Origin of the sequence: Streptomyces sp. NBC_00207 (genome assembly GCF_045160965.1) — a bacterium.
Lineage (GTDB): Bacteria > Actinomycetota > Actinomycetes > Streptomycetales > Streptomycetaceae > Streptomyces.
On sequence record NZ_CP130715.1, the window covers coordinates 6,662,354 to 6,682,098 of the forward strand.

The window sequence follows — 19,745 nt, forward strand, 5'->3', positions numbered from 1 at the left end:
CTGTGCATCGCCAATGCAATGCCTGTGATCATCTTGATAAGGGATGAGTAAGCGGCTGTGCCAGCCCAGAGGGCTGGCCACAACGGTTCTGTGACATGTCCAGGACGTGAGCGGAACACTCGGCGCCGATTTGCAGTCGTCAGGACCGCAAGCGCAAACCCCTCGGGGTGGCGTGGAATCCGGCCGCCTCCAGGGCCCGGCCCAGGGGGGAGGTCAGGGCGGCGGCCGCGTTGATGCGTTCCACCGTGAGGGCCGGGAGGGTGCCCGCGCGCGAGGCCGCGGCCAGGGCGGCCGTGGCGGCCGCGAGGCGGGGATCCTCCGGCGGGGGCCAGGCCAGCAGGGTCTTTCCGCCGCGCTCCAGGTACAGGGTGAGCTCGCCGTCCACCAGGACCACCAGGGAGCCCGCCTTGCGGCCCGGTTTGTGGGTGGCCCCGGCCGGAGGCTCGGGCCAGGGCAGGGCCGCGCCGTACGCGTTCGCCGGGTCGGCGGCCGCCAGGACCACCGCAGCCAGCGGCGGCGGGGTCCGCTCCGCGGCCCTGAGCCGGTCCACCGCGCCGTCCATCGCGAACTGGGCCGCGCCCAGCCCCTCGACCACATAGCCCCGACGGGCCTGGCCGCTGTCCTCGAAGGCCGACAGGACGCGGTACACCGCGCTGAAGCCCCCTTCGACGCCCTCCGCCGCCACCGCGCCCCTGGTGACCACGCCGTGCCGGTCCAGCAGGGTGCGGGCCAGGGCGTGGGCCCGGTGGGTGGGGTCGGGTGCCTGGGACGGCAGCAGCGACCAGCGCCCGGAGACCGTGGGTGGGCCGGTCCGGGACACGGTCGCACTCAGCGTGCCGTACCGGCCGCGGGGGACCGTGCGCCGGGCCCGGTGGGCCGTCGAGCCCGCGGTGCGGCCCGACCCCAGCAGCGAGCGCAGCGGGGCCAGGGTGTCGTTGGTGAGCCGGCCCGACCAGGCGAGGTCCCACACCGCCTCGGAGAGGGCGACGTCGGAGACCTCGGGGAACTCGGCGCGGATCGACTGGGCGATCTGGCGGAAGAACAGGCCGTACCCACCGGTCAGGGCGGCCAGGACCGCCTGGTGGAGCGGGCTGGGATCCAGCGGGTGTGGCGGCGGCAGGAGCAGCGGGGCCGCGTCCGCCAGGTACAGGGAGATCCAGCCGTCCTTGCCCGGGAGGGCTCCCGCGCCCGCCCAGACCACCTCTCCGGCAGTGGTCAGCTCGTCCAGGAGGCCGGGGGAGTAGCCCGCCACCCGCGACGGGAGGATCAGCCGTTCCAGCGCCGAGGCCGGGACCGGGGCGCCCTGGAGCTGCTCGACCGCCCGGGCCAGTCCGTCGAGGCCGCGCAGGGCTCCGCTCAGGTGCTGCCACTGGGGCAGGAACGTGGCCAGCGAGGTCGGCGGCACGGGCTCCAGCTCATGGCGGAGCGCGGCGAGGGAGCGGCGGCGCAGCCGGCGCAGCACCGTCGCGTCGCACCATTCCTGGCCGATGCCCGCCGGGTGGAACTCGCCCTGGACGACCCGGCCGGCCGCCGCGAGCCGGTGCAGCGCGCCCTCGGTCACCGCGGTGCCCAGGCCGAAGCGGGCGGCGACGGCGGCCGTGGTGAACGGCCCGTGGGTGCGGGCGTACCGGGCCAGCAGGTCCCCGAGCGGGTCCTTGACCGGCTCGGTGAAGGCCTCCGGAACGCCGACGGGAAGGGCCGTGCCCAGCGCGTCCCGCAGCCGGCCCGCGTCCTCGATCGCCGCCCAGTGGTCCGCGCCGCCGATCCGGACCCGGATGGCGCGGCGGGCCGCCTCGAGCTCCTGTGCCCAGGCCGGCTCCGCTCCGCGCTCGGTCAGCTGGTCCTGCGTCAGCGGGCCGAGCATGCGCAGCAGGTCGGCCACCGACTCGGGATCCTTGGCCCGCCGGTCCTCGGTGAGCCACTGGAGCTCCCGCTCCAGCTCCTCCAGCACCTGCGCGTCGAGGAGCTCGCGCAGCTCCGCCTGGCCGAGCAGCTCGGCCAGCAGCCGGGAGTCCAGCGACAGCGCGGCCGCCCTGCGCTCGGCGAGCGGGGAGTCGCCCTCGTAGAGGAACTGGGCGACGTACCCGAAGAGGAGGGAACGGGCGAAGGGGGAGGGCTCCGGGGTGGTGACCTCGACCAGCCGCACGCGGCGCGCCTCGATGTCCCCCATCAGCTCGGTCAGGCCGGGCACGTCGAAGACGTCCTGGAGGCATTCGCGTACGGCCTCCAGCACGATCGGGAAGGAACCGAACTCCGAGGCCACCTGGAGCAGTTGTGAGGCGCGCTGGCGCTGCTGCCACAGCGGGGTGCGCTTGCCCGGACTGCGCCGCGGCAGCAGCAGGGCGCGGGCGGCGCACTCGCGGAAGCGGGAGGCGAAGAGCGCGGAGCCGCCGACCTGGTCGGTGACGATCTGGTTGACGTCGCCGTGGTCGAAGGCGACGTCGGCGGCGCCCAGCGGGGCCTGTTCGTCGTCGAACTCGAACGGCTGCGGAGCCGCGGGGTCGTGGTCCAGCAGGTCCATGGACAGCAGGTCCGCGTCGGGGAGGCGGAGCACGATGCCGTCGTCGGCGTGCATCACCTGCGCGTCCATGCCGTACTTCTCGGCGAGGCGGGCGCTCAGCGCGAGCGCCCAAGGGGCGTGCACCTGGGCGCCGAAGGGGGAATGGACCACGACCCGCCAGTCGCCCAGCTCGTCGCGGAAGCGCTCCACCACGATGGTCCGGTCGTCCGGGACGTGACCGCAGGCCTCCCGCTGTTCCGCGAGGTAGGCCAGCACGTTCTCCGCGGCCCAGGCGTCCAGGCCGGCGGCCAGCAGCCGCAGCCGGGCGTCCTCGTCGGTGAGGCCGCCGAGCTCGCGGAGGAACGCGCCGACCGCACGGCCCAGTTCGAGCGGGCGGCCGAGCTGGTCGCCCTTCCAGAACGGCAGCCGGCCCGGCACCCCGGGGGCCGGGGTGACCAGAACGCGGTCGCGGGTGATGTCCTCGATCCGCCAGGAGGTCGTGCCCAGCGTGAAGACGTCTCCGATGCGGGACTCGTAGACCATCTCCTCGTCGAGCTCGCCGACCCGGCCGCCGCCCTTCTTCGGGTCCGAACCGGCCAGGAAGACGCCGAAGAGACCGCGGTCCGGGATGGTGCCGCCGGAGGTCACCGCGAGGCGCTGGGCCCCCGGCCGCCCGGTGACCGTCCCCGCCACCCGGTCCCAGACCACGCGCGGCCTCAGCTCGGCGAACGCGTCCGATGGATAGCGGCCCGCCAGCATGTCCAGCACCGCCGTGAACGCCGACTCCGGCAGCGCGGCGAAGGGCGCCGCCCGCCGCACCAGGGCGAGCAGGTCGTCCAGCTGCCAGGTGTCCATCGCGGCCATCGCGACCAGCTGCTGCGCCAGTACGTCCAGGGGGTTGGAGGGGACGCGGAGGGACTCGATCGCCCCCGTGCGCATCCGCTCGGTGACCACGGCCGCCTGCACCAGGTCGCCGCGGTACTTGGGGAAGACCACCCCGGTGGAGACCGCGCCCACCTGGTGGCCGGCCCGGCCCACCCGCTGCAGCCCGGACGCCACCGACGGCGGGGACTCCACCTGCACCACCAGGTCCACCGCGCCCATGTCGATGCCCAGCTCCAGGCTGGAGGTGGCGACGACGGCCGGCAGCCGGCCCGCCTTCAGGTCCTCCTCCACGATCGCCCGCTGCTCCTTGGAGACCGAGCCGTGGTGTGCGCGGGCCAGCAGGGGCGGGGCGCCCAGAGCGGCGCCGGACTGGGCCATGATCTCGGCCGGGGGCGAACCCTCCGGCAGCCGCTCGCCCATGGCGCGCTCGTACGCGATCTCGTTGAGCCGGTTGCAGAGACGCTCGGCGAGACGGCGGGAGTTGGCGAAGACGATCGTCGAGCGGTGGGCCTGCACCAGGTCCGCGATCCGCTCCTCCACGTGGGGCCAGATCGACGGCTTGTCCCCGCCCTCCCTGCCCTCGGTCGCCGGAGAGCCCCCCAACTCGCCCATGTCCTGCACCGGGACGACCACCGACAGGTCGAACTCCTTGGTGGAGGGCGGCTGGACGATCTCCACCTTGCCGCGCGGCGCGAGGTACCGGGCCACCTCGTCCACCGGCCGGACCGTCGCCGACAGCCCGATCCGGCGCGCCGGGCGCGGCAGCAGCTCGTCCAGCCGCTCCAGCGAGAGGGCGAGGTGGGCGCCGCGCTTGGTCCCGGCGACCGCGTGCACCTCGTCCAGGATCACGGTCTCGATCCCGGCGAGGGCGTCCCGGGCGGCCGAGGTCAGCATCAGGAACAGCGACTCGGGGGTGGTGATCAGGATGTCCGGCGGGCGGGTGGCCAGCGCCCGCCGCTCGGCGGGCGGGGTGTCGCCCGAGCGGATCCCGACCCGGATGTCCGGCTCGGGCAGGCCGAGGCGGACGGACTCCTGGCGGATCCCGGTCAGCGGGCTGCGGAGATTGCGCTCCACGTCGACGGCCAGGGCCTTCAGGGGCGACACGTACAGGACGCGGCAGCGCTTCTTCGACTCGGCGGGCGGCGGGGTCGAGGCGAGCCGGTCGAGGGCGGCGAGGAACGCGGCCAGCGTCTTGCCGGAGCCGGTCGGCGCCACGACCAGCACGTCCGAACCCTCCCCGATAGCCCGCCAGGCACCCTCCTGAGCGGTGGTGGGCGTACGGAAGGCCCCCGTGAACCACGAGCGGGTCGCGGGGGAGAACGAGTCGAGCGCAGCGCCTGCCATGCCCCCATCGTGCACCCGACCACTGACAACGTCCCGGACCTGGGGAAACGTCCGTCGCGGGCGCAGCGCAGAATGGGGGGATGGGGACGCAAGAGGGCAGCCGGGAGTGGGCACGGCACTGGCAGTACGCGGAACTGCCCGGGCTGGACCTGCTGCGCGCCCACTACGTACGCCACACCTTCCCGCGCCACGCGCACGACGGGTACGTCATCGCGGCCGTCACCGGCGGCATCGAGGAGGTCGGCCTGCCCGGCCACGTCGTGCGCGCCGGACCGGGCAGTGTGGTGCTGATCAACCCCGAGGTGCCGCACACCGCGCGCGCCGGGGTCCCCGAGGGCTGGGCGTACGCCACCCTCTACCCCTCCCGCGAGCTGATCACCGAGGTCGCCGACGAGATCGGCACCCTGCGCGGCACCCTCGCCTTCACGGCCGACATGGTCACCGACCCGCACGGATCGCGGACCATCACCGAGGTGCACCGGGCCGCCGAGGCCGGGAACGCGCTGGCCGCCGACACGCTGCTGCGGGGAGTCGTGGCACGGATGCTGACCCGGCACGCGGGCCCGATGCCGGCCCGCACGGTACGGCGGGCCGGCGCCGCCGACGCCGAACGGGCCCGGGCGGTGCTGGCGGAGCGGATGGCAGACCCGCCGTCGCTGGAGCAGCTGGCGGCGGACCTCGGAACCAGCCCCTTCGCGCTGCTGCGGGCCTTCCGCGAGCAATACGGGATGCCGCCGCACACCTGGCTGACCGACGCCCGGGTCCGGCAGGCCCGCCGGCTGCTCGACGCGGGCACCGCGCCGGCGGAGGCGGCCGTCACCGTCGGCTTCACCGACCAGCCGCACCTGAACCGGCACTTCACCCGCATCGTGGGGGTCCCCCCGGGCGCGTACCGGCGCGGACGGGCCGTCTAGCCTTCCGATCCTGTCGCGCCGGGGCCGGCCAGGGCCGACGGGTGCGCGCAAGAACGTACAAGACCATCCGCCCGGGCTCCGCGTAGTTTCGGGGCGTGGGAGAGAAGCAGCTGGTCACAGAGCCAGAGATACGAGAGACAACACGGCCCGAGGGGCGGCCGCGGGCCGCCGTCATCCGCGACGCTCTCGGGGTCGGTGTGGCCGTCGGGCTGTCCGGGTTCGCCTTCGGGGTGACCGCCGCCGGTGCCGGCATCAGCACCCTGCAGGCCTGTGTGCTGAGCCTGCTCGTCTTCACCGGGGCTTCGCAGTTCGCCCTGGTCGGAGCGCTCGCGGCAGGCGGCAATCCGTTCACCGCCGCCGCCGGGGCCTTCTTCCTCGGGACCCGCAACGCCTTCTACGGGCTGCGGCTGTCCCAGCTGCTCAAGCTGCCCCGCGCGGTACGCCCGCTCGCCGCGCACTGGGTGATCGACGAGACCACCGCCGTGGCGCTGGCCCAGCCCGACCGGAAGTCGGCCCGGCTCGGCTTCACCGTCACCGGGCTCACCCTCTACGCGCTGTGGAACCTGACCACCCTGCTCGGCGCCCTCGGCGCCGAGGCCATCGGGGACACCCGGGCGTGGGGGCTGGACGCCGCCGGGCCCGCCGTGTTCCTGGCCCTGCTCGCGCCGATGCTGAAGACCGGCACCGAGCGGGCCGTGGCCGCCCTCGCGCTCGTCCTCGGGCTCGGATTCCTGCCCGTGCTGCCCGCCGGGGTGCCCGTGCTGATCGCGGCCCTGGCCGCCCCCGTCGTGCTGTGGATGAAGGGACGCCGTCCGTGAACGTCTGGATCGCCATCGGACTGACCGTCGTCGGCTGCTACGCCGTCAAGCTCGCCGGGCTGCTCGTCCCCGCCGGGGCCCTGGAGCGGCCGCTGGTACGCCGGCTGGCCGCCCTGCTGCCCGTCGCGCTGCTCGCCGCGCTCACCGCGCAGCAGACCTTCAGCACCGGCTCCGCCCTCGTCGTCGACGCCCGCGCCGCCGGGCTCGCCGCCGCCGGACTGGCGCTGCTGCTGCGGGCCCCGTTCCTCGTCGTGGTCGCGGCCGCCGTCGTCGTCACCGCGGGGGTACGGGCCCTGGGCGGCTGATCCCGGCCGGCAGGCGCCCGTACGCCCGCAGGGTCAGCAGGGCCTCCAGCGTCGCGATCGGCCGCCGCTCCAGCGAGCTCCCCGGCGCCCAGGCCTCGCGGCGGACCGGCCAGCCGCCGTCCCCCTGCTGCGCGGCGGCCAGGTGGTCCAGCGAGCGGCGCATCTCGTCGTCCGTGAACCAGCCGCGGGCCAGCGATGCGGGCCGCCGCGCGAAGTCGTGCGGGAAGAGGAGCTCGCCCGGGGCGTACCCCGGGGCGGGCTGGTACTCCCCGCGCCGCCCCGGATCGAGCACCGCGAGCTTCTGCGCGCGCACCAGGCGGCCCAGCCGGTCCGCGGCCGCCGCCGCGCGCCCCCGGTCCGGGACGCCGTCGAGGAAGGCCACCGCGCTCTGGACCTCGTACGGATGCGTGTGGCGCAGGTTCTCGACCCGGTCCCAGCAGAAGTCGGTGGCCCGGAACAGCCAGGCGTGCCAGACCCGGTTGCGGTGCAGCAGGCCGACGACCGGGCCCGTGGTCAGCAGCTCGCCGGGCGGGGCGTCGTACATCGGGTGGTACGGGGCCGCCGGGTAGGCCCGGGGGGCCGGGGAGAGCACCGGAAGCGCACCGTCCGCGGTGGAGACCGAGGTCAGGTGGCGGCAGAGCCGCTCGATGCGCTGCCCGGCGCAGCGGCCCAGGCTGTCCAGCACGCGCAGCGCGTGAGCGGTGTGCAGGGGCTGGCTCAGCGGACCGCGCAGATCCGGATCGAGGGCGTGACCGTAGCCGCCGTCGCCGTTGAGGTACGAACCGAGGGCGGTGTCCACCGGGTCGGCGTCCCCGCCGAGGAAGTGGAACGCGAACCGCCGCTGCTCCAGCACGCGGGCCGTGAGCCAGATGAACTGCTCCGCGCGGGCCAGCGGGGCCGGCGAGGGCCGCGGGGGCGGCACGGCATGCGGGGCGTGCGGGGCGTGCGGGGGCTGCGACGTCTGCGGGGAAGCTTCGTCTCCGGGCATGCGTGCAACCTAGGACGCGGCGGTGCGGCCAGGAGGGGCGAACGCGGCCGGTGCACTCTCCCGGGGCGGGATACTGGAGGCATGCGGTTGACGATTTTCTGGGAGCGGATGGCCGAGCACTTCGGCGCGGGCTACGCCGACTCCTTCGCGCGGGACCACGTCATGACGGAGCTGGGCGGCCGGACCGTCCACCAGGCGCTGGACGCGGGCTGGGAGGCCAAGGACGTGTGGCGCGCCGTGTGTTCGGCGATGGACGTGCCGACCTCGCTGCGCTGACGCCGCCGGGCACCGCTTCGTCGTTCGGGCGGCCGGTGGGACAGACTTGGCGGCGTGGCAGCCAGTGATGAGACGACGACCGACGACCAGACCGCCGACGTCCGGGGCGAGCGGCCGGACAGCCGGTCGACGGCCCCCGGTCCGGACTCCGATCCGGCCTCCGGCCCGGGCGCCGAAGAGCCCGTAGGCCCGCGCCGCCCGGTGGCACCCGGCGGCCCCGTCCCGCAGGCCGGCTCCGGCGGCGCAGGGAACCCACCGGCCGGTGCGGCCCCCGTGGGCCCCGGCGGGGCGGAGGCGCGGATGCCGCGCTGGCTGCCGCGAGCCGTGATCCTCGTACTGGCGCTCGTCGCCTGCTTCCAGCTCGGCAGCTGGGCCTTCCACCAGCTCATCGGGCTGCTCGTCAACATCCTGATCGCGTTCTTCCTCGCGCTCGCGATCGAGCCGGCGGTGTCCGGGATGGCGGCCCGCGGGGTGCGCCGCGGGCTCGCCACCTTCGTGGTGTTCCTCGCGGTGCTCATCGTGACCGCGGGATTCCTCGCGCTGCTCGGCTCGCTGCTCGCCGGGCAGATCGTCGCCATGGTCGAGGGCTTCCCGGGCTATCTCGACTCGGTGATCAAAGCGATCAACTCCACCTTCCACACCGAACTGTCGCGGCTGGAGATCCAGCAGAGCGTGCTGCGCTCCGACTGGCTGCGCAAGTACGTGCAGAACAGCGCGTCCGGCGTGCTCGACGTGTCCGCCACCGTGCTCGGGGGACTCTTCAAGCTGCTGACGATCGGGCTGTTCTCCTTCTACTTCGCCGCCGACGGACCGCGGCTGCGGCGCGCGCTGTGCTCCGTACTGCCGCCCGCCAAGCAGGCCGAGGTGCTGCGCGCCTGGGAGATCGCCGTCAGCAAGACGGGCGGCTACCTCTACTCGCGCGGGCTGATGGCGCTGATCTCCGGGATCGCCACCTACATCCTGCTGGCGGTCCTCGGCGTGCCGTACGCGCCGGCCCTCGCGATGTGGGTGGGGCTCGTCTCGCAGTTCGTCCCCACCATCGGCACCTACCTCGCGGGCGCGCTGCCGGTTCTGATCGCCTTCACCGTCGACCCCTGGTACGCGTTGTACGTCCTCGGTTTCGTGGTGGTCTACCAGCAGTTCGAGAACTACGTCCTGCAGCCCAAGCTGACCTCGAAGACCGTGGACATCCATCCGGCGGTCGCCTTCGGATCGGTCATCGCGGGCACCGCCCTGCTCGGCGCGGTCGGGGCGCTCATCGCGATCCCGGCCGTCGCCACGCTGCAGGCCTTCCTCGGCGCGTACGTGAAGCGCTACGCGCTGACGCAGGAGGCGGATTCCTCTACGGCGCGTCCCCTGCGCCGCCGAGTACGTTTGCCATGGCTTCGGTGACGGTCGCCTCGGCGGCGGCCTTGGTCACGCCGAGGCCGCTCAGCGGGCCCTCGCCGTTCTCCAGCTCCAGGAGCGCGAGCAGGACGTGCTCGGTGCCGACGTAGTCGTGCCCCAGGCGCAGGGCCTCGCGGAAGGTGAGCTCCAGGGCCTTCTTCGCGGACGCGTCGAAGGGGATGAGGTCGGGGACCTCCGCATGGGGCGGGGGCAGTACGGCGGCCACGGCGGCGCGCACGTCGTCCGCCGTGACCCCCTGCGCGCCCAGGGCGAGTCCCGCGAAGCTCTCGGGCTCGGCCAGCAGGCCCAGGACCAGGTGGTCCGTGCGGATCTCGGTGCCGCCGGCGGCGCGGGCCTCGTTCTGCGCGGTCACGACGACGTTGCGGGCGCGGGGGGTGAACCGGCCGAAGCCCGCGTTCGGGTCGAGCGCGGCGGCACCCTCCTTGTCCGCCTTGGGGACGAAGCGCTTCTGGGCCGCCTGGCGGGTGACGCCCATGCTGCGGCCGATGTCGGTCCAGGAGGCGCCGGAGCGGCGGGCCTGGTCGACGAAGTGGCCGATGAGGTGGTCCGCGACGTCCCCGAGGGCCTCGGCGGCGACGACGGCGCCGCTGAGCTGCTCCAGGGGGTCGGTGTGAACCTTGTTGATGGCCTCGATCAGGTCGTCGAGGCGTACCGGATTGGTCATGCGAACGGGTTCCACGGACGGGTTCGTCATGAGTGCAACCGTAGGTTGACAGTCACGCGAGTGTCAACCTTGGGTTGTCAGTCAATGGGGGGGCCGGTCGCGACCCGTCACGTGTCCGTTGCGTGGGCACGTCCTCGCGCCGGCCGCCGGCTGCCGCAACTGGGCCTTGGGTGAACGCCGTTGTGTGATCCCTGCTTGTGGCGCCTAGGCAGGGGCCGTGTCGGCGGGGCGGGGTTAAGGTCCCTCTCAAGGCGCGCGCATCGAGAACCTCACGGAGGAGATCCGGCATGAGCAGGAACGGCGGCGGCACGCACGAGGGATTCACGGCCGAAGAGCGGGCCGCGATGAAGGATCACGCCCAGGAGCTGAAGACGGCCGCGCGCCGCAGCTCGCGCGCGGACAAGGCGGCGGAGGCGGAGCGGGAGGTCCTCGCGAAGATCGCCGAGATGCAGGACTCGGACCGGACCATGGCCGAGCGCGTGCACGCCGTCATCACGGCCACCGCACCGGTCCTCGCGCCGAAGCTCTGGTACGGGATGCCCTCCTACGCCCTGGACGGCAAGGTCGTCTGTTTCTTCCAGAGCGCCGAGAAGTTCAAGGCGCGCTACGCGACCCTCGGCTTCAGCGACCTGGCCAGGCTGGACGAGGGCACGATGTGGGCGGCCGGCTTCGCCCTGACCGAGGTGACGGCCGAGGTGGAGGAGCGGATCGCCGCGCTCGTGAAGCAGGCCGTGAGCTGACATCCGCCCCGATGGATCTCGGGCTCCCGAAGCCCCCGCCCGGCGACCGGGCGGGGGCTTCGGTCCGCCCGCGGGTCCGGTGGGCGTGGCGCGCTTGACAGGAAAATCGAACATCCATTCTGATGAGTTATCCACAGCCGAACCGGTCGTGGAGGCGCATTGTCAGTGGCAGGCATTAGCGTCAATGGCGTGAAGCGATCGACTCAAGCAAACCGGGTGGAACCCATGGCAGGCACCGACCGCGAGAAGGCTCTCGACGCCGCTCTCGCACAGATTGAACGGCAATTCGGCAAGGGTGCGGTCATGCGCCTCGGCGACAAGCCGAACGACCCCATCGAGGTCATCCCCACCGGGTCGACCGCGCTGGACATCGCGCTCGGCGTCGGCGGGCTGCCCCGCGGCCGCGTGATCGAGGTGTACGGGCCGGAGTCCTCCGGTAAGACGACCCTGACCCTGCACGCCGTGGCCAATGCGCAGAAGGCCGGCGGCACCGTCGCCTTCGTGGACGCCGAGCACGCGCTCGACCCCGAGTACGCGAAGGCCCTCGGCGTGGACACCGACAACCTCATCCTGTCGCAGCCGGACACCGGCGAGCAGGCGCTGGAGATCGTGGACATGCTCGTCCGCTCCGGTGCCCTCGACCTGATCGTCATCGACTCCGTGGCGGCGCTCGTGCCGCGCGCGGAGATCGAGGGTGAGATGGGCGACTCGCACGTGGGTCTCCAGGCCCGCCTGATGAGCCAGGCGCTCCGGAAGATCACCGGTGCGCTCAACCAGTCCAAGACCACCGCGATCTTCATCAACCAGCTCCGCGAGAAGATCGGTGTGATGTTCGGCTCGCCGGAGACCACCACCGGTGGCCGCGCGCTGAAGTTCTACGCCTCCGTACGCCTCGACATCCGCCGCATCGAGACCCTGAAGGACGGCACGGACGCGGTCGGCAACCGCACCCGCGTCAAGGTGGTCAAGAACAAGGTCGCGCCCCCGTTCAAGCAGGCCGAGTTCGACATCCTCTACGGCCAGGGCATCAGCCGCGAGGGCGGACTGATCGACATGGGCGTGGAGCACGGCTTCGTGCGCAAGGCCGGTGCCTGGTACACGTACGAGGGTGACCAGCTCGGCCAGGGCAAGGAGAACGCCCGCAACTTCCTGAAGGACAACCCGGATCTCGCCAACGAGATCGAGCGGAAGATCAAGGAGAAGCTGGGCGTGGGTGTCCGCAAGGACGCCGCCGCCGATGGCGCCGCCGCTGCCACGCCTGCGGAGGCCACGGCCGTGCCCGCGCCCGCGCCCGCGTCGAAGGCCAAGACGACGGCCAAGGCCGCCGTGGCCAAGAGCTGACCCGTGCGGGAGCAGGAAGGGGGCGGCAGGAGCAGGCGCGGTCGTGAGGACCGCCAGGAACTGCCGCCCCAGAGCCCCGAGGAGCAGGCGCGGGCGATCTGCCTGCGCCTGCTCACGGGGAGCCCGCGCACCCGGCGCCAGCTCGCGGACGCCCTGCACAAGCGGGGCATCCCCGAGGAGGTGTCGCAGCAGGTCCTCTCCCGGTACGAGGAGGTGGGCCTGATCGACGACGCCGCCTTCGCCGGAGCCTGGGTCGAGTCCCGGCACCGCGGCCGGGGCCTGGCCCGCCGGGCGCTCGCCCAAGAGCTCCGGACCAAGGGGGTGCACGCGACCCTCGTGGAGGAGGCCCTGGAGCGGCTCGACTCCGAGCAGGAGGAGCAGACCGCCCGGGAGCTCGTGGAGCGCAAGCTCCGCGCCACCCGGGGTCTGGAGCGCGACAAGCGGATCCGGCGCCTCGCCGGGATGCTCGCGCGCAAGGGATACCCGGAGGGCATGGCCCTGCGGGTGGTCCGCCGTGCGCTGGAGGCGGAGGGCGAGGACGCCGACGAGCTCGGGTACCCGGGGGAGTGAGCCGCCGGGCCCGGGGTGGGGGTAGCCCCCGGGTACGGATGCCGGGGCACGCCAGTGTCAGGAGGCGCGCCCGCCAGCAGATTTGACCGCATGATGCTGCGCTACGCCCTTCAGACCCTCCGGGACCGCAAAGCCGGTTTCCTCGGCGCCTTCGTCGCACTGCTGTGCGCGGCCGCCCTCGTCACCGCCTGCGGAACCCTCCTGGAAACGGGACTCCGCGGAAAGATCGGCACCGAGCGCTACGCATCCGCGCCGGTCCTCGTCTCCGCCGACCAGAACGTCCACGAGACCACGGTCAAGAAGAAGGGCGACGGGGAGAAGGCCAAGACCAAGACCAAACACAAGGCCAAGCCCGTCGCCGAGCGGGCCTGGCTCCCCGCCGCCACCCTGGACGCGGTCCGCGCCGTGCCCGGCGTCGAGCGGGCCGTGCCCGAGCTCACGTTCCAGGCGGTCCCGCTGGTCAAGGCCTCCGGCGAGCCCAAGCCCTCGTACGGACACGCCTGGGCCTCCGCCGCGCTGACCCCCTTCGCGATCGCCGAGGGCCGTGAGCCCCGGAGCGGCGGCGAGATCGTCCTCGACCGGGCGCTGGCCGCCCGCGCGGGGCTGAAGCCCGGCTCCGAGCTCACCGTCCAGTCCACCGGCGAGCCCAGGACGTACCAGGTCAGCGGGATCGCGACCACGCCCCGCGGCGACCTCGCCCAGCAGAGCGCGCTGTTCTTCAGCGACGACGAGGCGCGGCGCCTCGCAGCCCGCGACGGGCAGGTCAGCGCCATCGGGGTGCTGCCCGCGCCGGGTGTCGACGCCGGTGAGCTCGCCGACCGGGTCGCGCAGGCGCTGAAGGGCACCACGGCGCAGGTCGGCACGGGGGACGAGCGCGGGCCGGTGGAGTTCCTCGACGCCGCCGGCGCCCGGATCAAGCTGGTCTCCATGGGCGGCGCGATGGGCGGCACCTCGCTCCTCGTCGCGATCCTCGTGGTCGTCGGCACCTTCGCGCTCTCCGTCCAGCAGCGCCACCGCGAACTCGCCCTGCTGCGGGCCATCGCCGCCACCCCCGGGCAACTGCGGCGGATGATCGGGCGGGAAGCGCTGCTCGTCGGCCTGGCCGCCGGCATCACCGGGGCGCTCGCCGGGCTGCCGCTCGCCGCCTGGCTGCACGGCCGGTTCGTCGACGCCGGCGTCGTCCCCGTCACCCTGGAACGCACCGCCGGCATCTTCCCGATGTGCGCGGCCGTCGGGGCCAGCCTGCTCGGGGCCTGGGCCGCCGCACGGATCACCGGGCGGCGGATCGCCCGGATCCGCCCGGCCGAGGCGCTCGCCGAAGCCGCCGTCGAGCGGCGCCGGCCCGGCTGGATCCGCAGCGTGCTCGGGGTGCTGCTGCTGGCCGGCGGGGCGGTGCTGGTCGTCGTACTCGGCTCGCTGCGCACCGAGCCGGCGTCGACCCCCGTCACCTTCCTGGCCGTGGTGGTACTGGCCGCAGCGGTCTCGCTGCTCGGACCGCTCCTCGTACGGGGCGCCACCGCGCTGCTCGCCGGACCGCTGCGGCTGGCCGGTCCGGGCGGCCACCTGGCCACCGCCAACCTGCGCGGGAACGCCACCCGGATGGCCTCCGCCGTCACCCCGCTCGCCCTGCTGGTCGGCATGACCTGCACCGTCCTCTTCGTCACCCCGACCCTCGGCAACGCCGCCCGGGCGCAGGCCCGTGACGGGATCCGGGCCGACTGGGTGCTGGCCGCGCAGGGCCCCGGCATCACGCGGGAGGCCGCCGAGCGGATCCGGCGGACGCCGGGGGTCACGGCGGCCACCGAGATCGTGCACACCTCGGTACGGGTGGGGCTGGCGAAGTACGCCGCGCAGGGCGTGACCCCGGCCGGCCTGACCCGGACCTGGGACCCCGACGTCACCGGCGGGAGCCTGGAAGGGTTCGGGGAAGGCGCCGTGGCGGTGAGCGAACTCGCCGCGGACCAGCTGGGGTTGAAGCCGGGGAGCCCGCTGAGCCTGACGCTGGGGGACGGGACCCCGGTCACGCTGACGGTCTCGGCCGTGTACGCGCGGGGGCTGGGCTTCGGGGATCTGACGCTGCCGCACGGGCTGGTGGCCGCCCACGCGGACAATCCGCTGGCGAGCAGTGTGCTGGTGGCGGCGGAGCCGGGGGCGCCGGTCGGGCGGGAGCTCCTGGCCGCGGCGGTGAAGGGCTTCCCCGGGGTGGCGGTGCTGTCCGCGGCGCAGGCCGACGCGGCATGGGAACAGCACCAGGATGCCGGGGCGGAGATCAACCTGCTGGCCATGGGACTGGTCCTGGCCTTCACCGCGATCGCCGTGGTGAACACGCTCGCGATGTCGACCGCCGAGCGGTTCCGGGAGTTCGCGATGCTGCGGCTGGCCGGGGCGAAGCGGCGGCAGGTGCTGCGGATGCTGCGGGCGGAGGCGCTGGCGGTGGTCCTGATCGGGGTGGTGCTCGGGTCGGGGATCGCGCTGGCCGTACTGACCGCGTTCAGCGTGGGCATGACGGGGATGGCGGCGCCGGCGGTCCTGCCGGTGGCGTACGCGGTGGTGGTGGGGGTGGCCGGGCTGTTGGCCCTGACGGCCACTGCCCTCCCGGGCCGGGTGGCGTTGAGGGTGGCTCCGGTGGAGGTGGCCACGGCCAAGGCCTAGTACTGCAACGGTGTTTGCCGTGACGGTTGGGCAGGTCCGTCGTTGTTCAGGTCATGGGTGGGGAACTTGCAGATGCCCGGTTGTGGGCTGGTGAACTGAAGGCTTTGCATGAGCGGTTCCTGCATCGTTTCTCCAGGTCGGAGCCACGTGAGTCGGCTCTTGCCTATATGCGGGGGCTGATAGCTCCGCTGGAGCGGAAGAACGGCTGGACGCTTGCCGAGGAAGCCGGCCATGGCGGTCCGGACCGGATCCATCGGTTGCTGAACCGGATCGACTGGGACGCCGATGAGGTCTTGGACGACGTGCGGGACTACGTCATCGAGCATCTCGGCGACCCGGAAGCGGTGCTGATCGTGGACGACACCGGGTTCCTGAAGAAGGGCGTCCGTTCGGCCGGGGTCCAGCGCCAGTACTCCGGAACCGCCGGCCGGACAGAAAACTCCCAGATCGGAGTGTTCCTCGCCTATGCCGGCGGCCGGGGCCGCACATTGATCGACCGCCGCCTGTATCTGCCCACCTCATGGACGGATGACCGGGAACGGTGCCGGGCTGCCGGCATTGAGGACACGGTCGCCTTCGAGACGAAGGTGGTGATGGCCAAGGCCATGGTCCGCCGGGCGATCACAGGCCGGATCCCGTTCCGCTGGGTGACCGCGGACGCCGCTTACGGCTTCTCCAAGGGCTGGCGCACGGAGCTCGAGCGGGCCGACGTCTTCCATGTCATGGCCACCACCCGGCACGACACCGTCGTCACCCGCTAGGCGATCGACCACCCCGTCCACGACCTCTTCCCCGGGCTGCCAAGGCAGAAATGGAAACGCCGTTCCTGCGGCAACGGCGCCCACGGCCCGAGAGTCTACGACTGGGCCAGGGTCGAGGTCCGGCCCTGGCACCGCGAGGACCGCCGGCACTGGGTCATCGCCCGCCGCAGCGTCCGCCGGCCCGAAGAGATCTCCTACTACATCGCCTACTGCCCTGCCGAGACCACACTGGACGAGCTGATCCGCATCGCCGGCAGCCGGTGGGCGGTCGAGGAATGCTTCCAGACCGCGAAGCAGGAGTGCGGCCTGGACGACTACCAGGTCCGCCGCTACGACGGCTGGCACCGCCACATGACCCTGGCTATGGCCGCACACGCCTGCCTCACCGTCCTGCGGGCCCGCGAACTCGACACCGGGAAAGCAGAAACGGATCCTCCCAGCTCATACCCCTCACCCTGCCCGAAGTCCGACGCCTGATCGGCCGACTCACCCGACCCCGCCCGAGCATCGACCACATCCTGCACTGGTCACACTGGCGCCGGCGACGACAGTTCCAGGCCCGCGTCAGCCACTACAAACGACGCGGCCACACCCCGCCAGAAACTACCCAACCGTCACGGCAAACACCGTTGCAGTACTAGCCCTTGGCCCGGCCCTTCCCGGGGCCCGGGGCTGCGCCGGTCGAGCGGTGCGGTCCCGGGGCGTTCGGCCGTGCGGCGCCGTTGCGGGGGCTCCGCCCCCGGGCCCCCGCGCCTCAAACGCCGGCGGGGCTGAAAGATCGGGGCGGAGCCCGGAGAACGGCGGGTCAGGCGGGCGTGACCGGGAGGCCGGCCGATTTCCAGGCCTGGAAGCCGCCGGTCAGGTCCGTCGCGCGGTGGAGGCCCAGGGCGTGGAGGGAGGCCGCGGCGAGGCTGGAGGCGTAGCCCTCGTTGCAGATCACCACCACCTGGAGGTCGTGGCTCGTGGCCTCGGGGGCGCGGTGGCTGCCGCGGGGGTCCAGGCGCCATTCCAGTTCGTTGCGCTCGACCACCAGCGCCCCCGGGATCAGGCCGTCGCGCTCGCGCAGGGCCTGGTAGCGGATGTCCACCAGCAATGCGTCGCCGGCGCGGGAGGCCGCGTGCGCCTCTTCCGGGCCGACGCGGGTGTAGCCCGCGCGGACCTGCTCCAGCAGCTCGTCGATGCCGACCGGGGCGCTCACTGCCAGTCCGCCGGGCGCTCGACGTGCTCGAGGTGGAGCACCGGGCCGCTGCGGCTGTAGCGGCGGATCAGCGGGAGCGGCGGGTAGTACGCGTGCACCGAGACCGCGTGCTCGGTCGGGGACTCGTTGAGGACCTCGTGGACGTGGTGCTCCAGGAAGGCCCGTCCGGTGCCCGCGTCCAGCGTGCGGCTGCGGTCGACGTCGGGGGCCAGCTCCAGCGACCGCCAGCCCTCGGAGGGCAGTCGTACGGTCAGCGAGTGTTCGGTGAGCCGACCACGCGCGGTGGCGAACGCGCCCCGCGATTCGGCGTGGTCGTGCCAGCCGGTGCCGGTGCCCGGCGGCCAGCCGATCAGCCAGGCCTCGCTGCCGCCGGGCCCGTCCAGCCGGATCCAGGTGCGGCCCTCGGGATCGAGCGGCAGCGAAGCCACCACGGCGGGGTCGGCGGCGGTGCGCAGGGCGAAGGCGAGGAGTTCGGCGGCCGGGGGGCCCCCGGCCGTCACGGGCTCAGGGGCGTACGGGCGTGCGGTGGACGCAGGTGCAGACATGAAGGGGGACCGTTCCTGGGTTCGCGGAGGTGCGCGCAGGCCGGTGGACGGCACGGGGCGCGCGGAGGTTAGGGGCGAATCAACAGGAAGGGCGACACACGCAGCCCGCGTAGCGGAGCAGGTCCATATGGACCCTCCGCCACAGGCGTACGTCGTTGCCGGTCATTCGGCGAGTGAACCACGAGTCCGGGAGGACGGTCAATCGATCACCACGATCGGTGTGGCCGAGGGCGCGGTCCGCCGGGTCGCGGGCGCGCCCGCCCTGACCGTGTCCGCCGCCTCGTACAGTTCGGCCGGGCGGACCCCCGCGAAGGTCGCCGCCAGATGCCCGTCCGGCCGTACGAGCAGCACGGTGTGGGCGGGCGCCCCCGGGTAGGAGTCCGCGACCAGCAGGTCGGTGCGGACCGGCAGGGCGCTGACCGCCGCGGCGAGCCGGGGCATCAGCCCGGCGCCGAGCCAGTGGCGCCGGTCCCATACCCCGGTGCCCGGGGCGACCAGGACCACCAGCAGCCGGCCCTGCCCCAGCAGGTCCCGCAGCGGCACGGTCGACCCGTCGGGCGCGGTCACCGGCACGTTCGCCACCGGACCGCCCGGTTCGGTGGCCGTCGGCACCTCGCGTACGGCGACCGGCGGGGCGTACGTCGGCTCCGCGCCCAGCGGCCCGCGCCCCAGGTGGCCGTCGGTGAGGAGGGATTCGGCGGAGCGCGAGGCTCCGGGCAGGTAGGTGCGCAGGCCGCCGCCGGCCCGCAGCGTCGGCATCGACTGGTCGGCCACGCGCAGCCGGGAGGCGACCGCGGTGCGCCGCTCGCCCTCGTAACTGTCGAGCAGGGCCTCGGACGCTCCCTGGTGCCAGGCCAGGGACAGCTTCCATGCGAGGTTCTCCGCGTCCCGGAGCCCCTCCTCGACCCCCTGGGTGCCGAGGGCGCCCAGCAGGTGCGCGGCGTCCCCGGCGAGGAAGGCGCGGCCGTCGCGCCAGCGCCGGGCGAGGCGGTGGTGCAGGGTGTGGACCCCGGTGTCGATGAGGTCGTACGGGGGAGTGCTGCCCCCGCACCACACCGCGAGGGTGTCCCGGATCAGGGTCACCAGCAGGTCGGGGGTCACCAGCTCCCCGCGGGCCGGGAGCAGCCAGTCCAGCCGCCACACCCCGTCGGGCAGCGGCCGGGAGGTGACCTCCTGCGGCGGGCTGCGGTGCAGCAAGGCCTCGCCCGGCCAGGGGAGTTCGGTGCGCAGCGCGGCCACGGCGTGCCGTTCGACGGCGGTGCGGCCCGGGAAGCGGATGCCGAGCAGCTTGCGCACGGTGGAGCGGGCGCCGTCGCAGCCGACCAGGTAACTCCCGCGCCACCACGTGGTCTCGGCGCCCCGGGTGTGGGCGGTGACCCCGTGGTCGTCCTGTTCCAGGGAGTCCACACGGCTCTCGGTGACCAGCTGGACCAGCGGGTGCGCCGCGGCGGCGTCGCGCAGCCCGCGCGTCAGCGCGTGCTGCGGCACGTGCAGGGGGGCCGGGTGGTCCTCGAAGGTGATCCGCTGGGCGTCCCGGCCGCGCCGCATGGTGCGCCAGGCGGCGAAGTACGCCCCTTCGTCGCGCAGCGTCCTACAGCCCAGCCGGTGGGCCATGGCCGCCGTGTCGGCGTGCAGGACGACCGTACGGGCCGGGCGCGGTTCCTCCTTGCCGGGCCCTTCGTCGAGCACGACGGAGGGCACGCCCTGGCCGGCCAGGGCGAGGGCAAGCGACAGCCCGACGGGTCCCGCGCCGACGACGATCACCGGGTCCATGATGTGGCTCCCGATGTCCGGTATGTGATCACAGAACGTATGCAACCCACTGGAGGTGCCTGCG

Annotated in this window: 16 protein-coding genes and 1 pseudogene; 10 read left to right on the forward strand and 7 right to left on the reverse strand. The window is 73.6% G+C overall.

Annotation, left to right across the window (positions count from 1 at the left end):
- Positions 1 to 139 precede the first annotated feature (139 nt).
- Positions 140 to 4,729 (reverse strand): ATP-dependent helicase, encoded by a 4,590-nt coding sequence (locus tag OG472_RS31525; RefSeq protein WP_405942299.1) that lies wholly within the window; start codon positions 4,727 to 4,729, stop codon positions 140 to 142.
- Positions 4,730 to 4,809: 80 nt separating this feature from the next.
- Between OG472_RS31525 and OG472_RS31530 the strand changes: the two genes are divergently transcribed.
- From OG472_RS31530 to OG472_RS31540, 3 genes are all read left to right on the forward strand, one after another.
- Complete coding sequence (locus tag OG472_RS31530; RefSeq protein ID WP_401611181.1) at positions 4,810 to 5,643, forward strand: AraC family transcriptional regulator; 834 nt, start codon at positions 4,810 to 4,812, stop codon at positions 5,641 to 5,643.
- Between the two features lie 110 nt (positions 5,644 to 5,753).
- The gene (locus OG472_RS31535; RefSeq protein WP_401611354.1) at positions 5,754 to 6,461 is read left to right on the forward strand and encodes an AzlC family ABC transporter permease; all 708 of its coding nucleotides are present in this window, start codon (positions 5,754 to 5,756) and stop codon (positions 6,459 to 6,461) included.
- Positions 6,458 to 6,766, forward strand: a complete 309-nt coding sequence (locus OG472_RS31540) for an AzlD domain-containing protein (protein WP_030010743.1) — start codon at positions 6,458 to 6,460, stop codon at positions 6,764 to 6,766. Before OG472_RS31535 ends, OG472_RS31540 begins: the two co-directional genes overlap by 4 nt.
- Here the strand turns inward: OG472_RS31540 and OG472_RS31545 are convergent.
- On the reverse strand, positions 6,735 to 7,754 hold the full coding sequence (locus tag OG472_RS31545) for a hypothetical protein (protein ID WP_405942300.1): 1,020 nt from the start codon (positions 7,752 to 7,754) through the stop codon (positions 6,735 to 6,737). The genes OG472_RS31540 and OG472_RS31545 overlap by 32 nt on opposite strands.
- Positions 7,755 to 7,835: 81 nt before the next feature.
- Between OG472_RS31545 and OG472_RS31550 the strand changes: the two genes are divergently transcribed.
- Entirely contained in the window at positions 7,836 to 8,030 is a 195-nt protein-coding gene (locus OG472_RS31550; RefSeq protein ID WP_405832238.1) for a DUF3046 domain-containing protein, read from the forward strand.
- A 201-nt stretch (positions 8,031 to 8,231) separates the two neighbouring features.
- Positions 8,232 to 9,422 (forward strand): AI-2E family transporter, encoded by a 1,191-nt coding sequence (locus OG472_RS31555; protein ID WP_405943223.1) that lies wholly within the window; start codon positions 8,232 to 8,234, stop codon positions 9,420 to 9,422.
- On the opposite strand, the gene OG472_RS31560 is transcribed toward OG472_RS31555, so the two are convergent.
- Entirely contained in the window at positions 9,373 to 10,131 is a 759-nt protein-coding gene (locus OG472_RS31560; protein ID WP_405832240.1) for a Clp protease N-terminal domain-containing protein, read from the reverse strand. The genes OG472_RS31555 and OG472_RS31560 overlap by 50 nt on opposite strands.
- Before the next feature lie 257 nt (positions 10,132 to 10,388).
- Here OG472_RS31560 and OG472_RS31565 point away from each other — a divergent pair, with 257 nt between their 5' ends.
- From OG472_RS31565 to OG472_RS31585, 5 genes and pseudogenes are all read left to right on the forward strand, one after another.
- Complete coding sequence (locus OG472_RS31565) at positions 10,389 to 10,841, forward strand: iron chaperone (protein WP_405832242.1); 453 nt, start codon at positions 10,389 to 10,391, stop codon at positions 10,839 to 10,841.
- Between the two features lie 225 nt (positions 10,842 to 11,066).
- A complete protein-coding gene (recA, locus tag OG472_RS31570) occupies positions 11,067 to 12,182 on the forward strand; it encodes a recombinase RecA (protein WP_401611187.1) in 1,116 nt (371 codons plus the stop codon).
- 3 nt (positions 12,183 to 12,185) lie between these two features.
- On the forward strand, positions 12,186 to 12,752 hold the full coding sequence (gene recX, locus OG472_RS31575; protein WP_405942301.1) for a recombination regulator RecX: 567 nt from the start codon (positions 12,186 to 12,188) through the stop codon (positions 12,750 to 12,752).
- A gap of 90 nt (positions 12,753 to 12,842) precedes the next feature.
- The gene (locus OG472_RS31580; protein WP_405942302.1) at positions 12,843 to 15,404 is read left to right on the forward strand and encodes an FtsX-like permease family protein; all 2,562 of its coding nucleotides are present in this window, start codon (positions 12,843 to 12,845) and stop codon (positions 15,402 to 15,404) included.
- Between the two features lie 53 nt (positions 15,405 to 15,457).
- Positions 15,458 to 16,642: pseudogene (locus tag OG472_RS31585) on the forward strand (IS701 family transposase).
- Between the two features lie 328 nt (positions 16,643 to 16,970).
- Here the strand turns inward: OG472_RS31585 and OG472_RS31590 are convergent.
- The 4 genes from OG472_RS31590 to OG472_RS31605 form a co-directional block, all read right to left on the reverse strand.
- Positions 16,971 to 17,369 (reverse strand): rhodanese-like domain-containing protein, encoded by a 399-nt coding sequence (locus tag OG472_RS31590; protein ID WP_405834967.1) that lies wholly within the window; start codon positions 17,367 to 17,369, stop codon positions 16,971 to 16,973.
- Positions 17,360 to 17,908, reverse strand: a complete 549-nt coding sequence (locus OG472_RS31595) for a cysteine dioxygenase (RefSeq protein ID WP_401611192.1) — start codon at positions 17,906 to 17,908, stop codon at positions 17,360 to 17,362. Before OG472_RS31595 ends, OG472_RS31590 begins: the two co-directional genes overlap by 10 nt.
- A gap of 79 nt (positions 17,909 to 17,987) precedes the next feature.
- On the reverse strand, positions 17,988 to 18,074 hold the full coding sequence (locus OG472_RS31600) for a putative leader peptide (protein ID WP_311318651.1): 87 nt from the start codon (positions 18,072 to 18,074) through the stop codon (positions 17,988 to 17,990).
- Positions 18,075 to 18,106: 32 nt separating this feature from the next.
- Entirely contained in the window at positions 18,107 to 19,681 is a 1,575-nt protein-coding gene (locus tag OG472_RS31605) for an FAD-dependent monooxygenase (RefSeq protein WP_405942303.1), read from the reverse strand.
- Positions 19,682 to 19,745 lie beyond the last annotated feature (64 nt).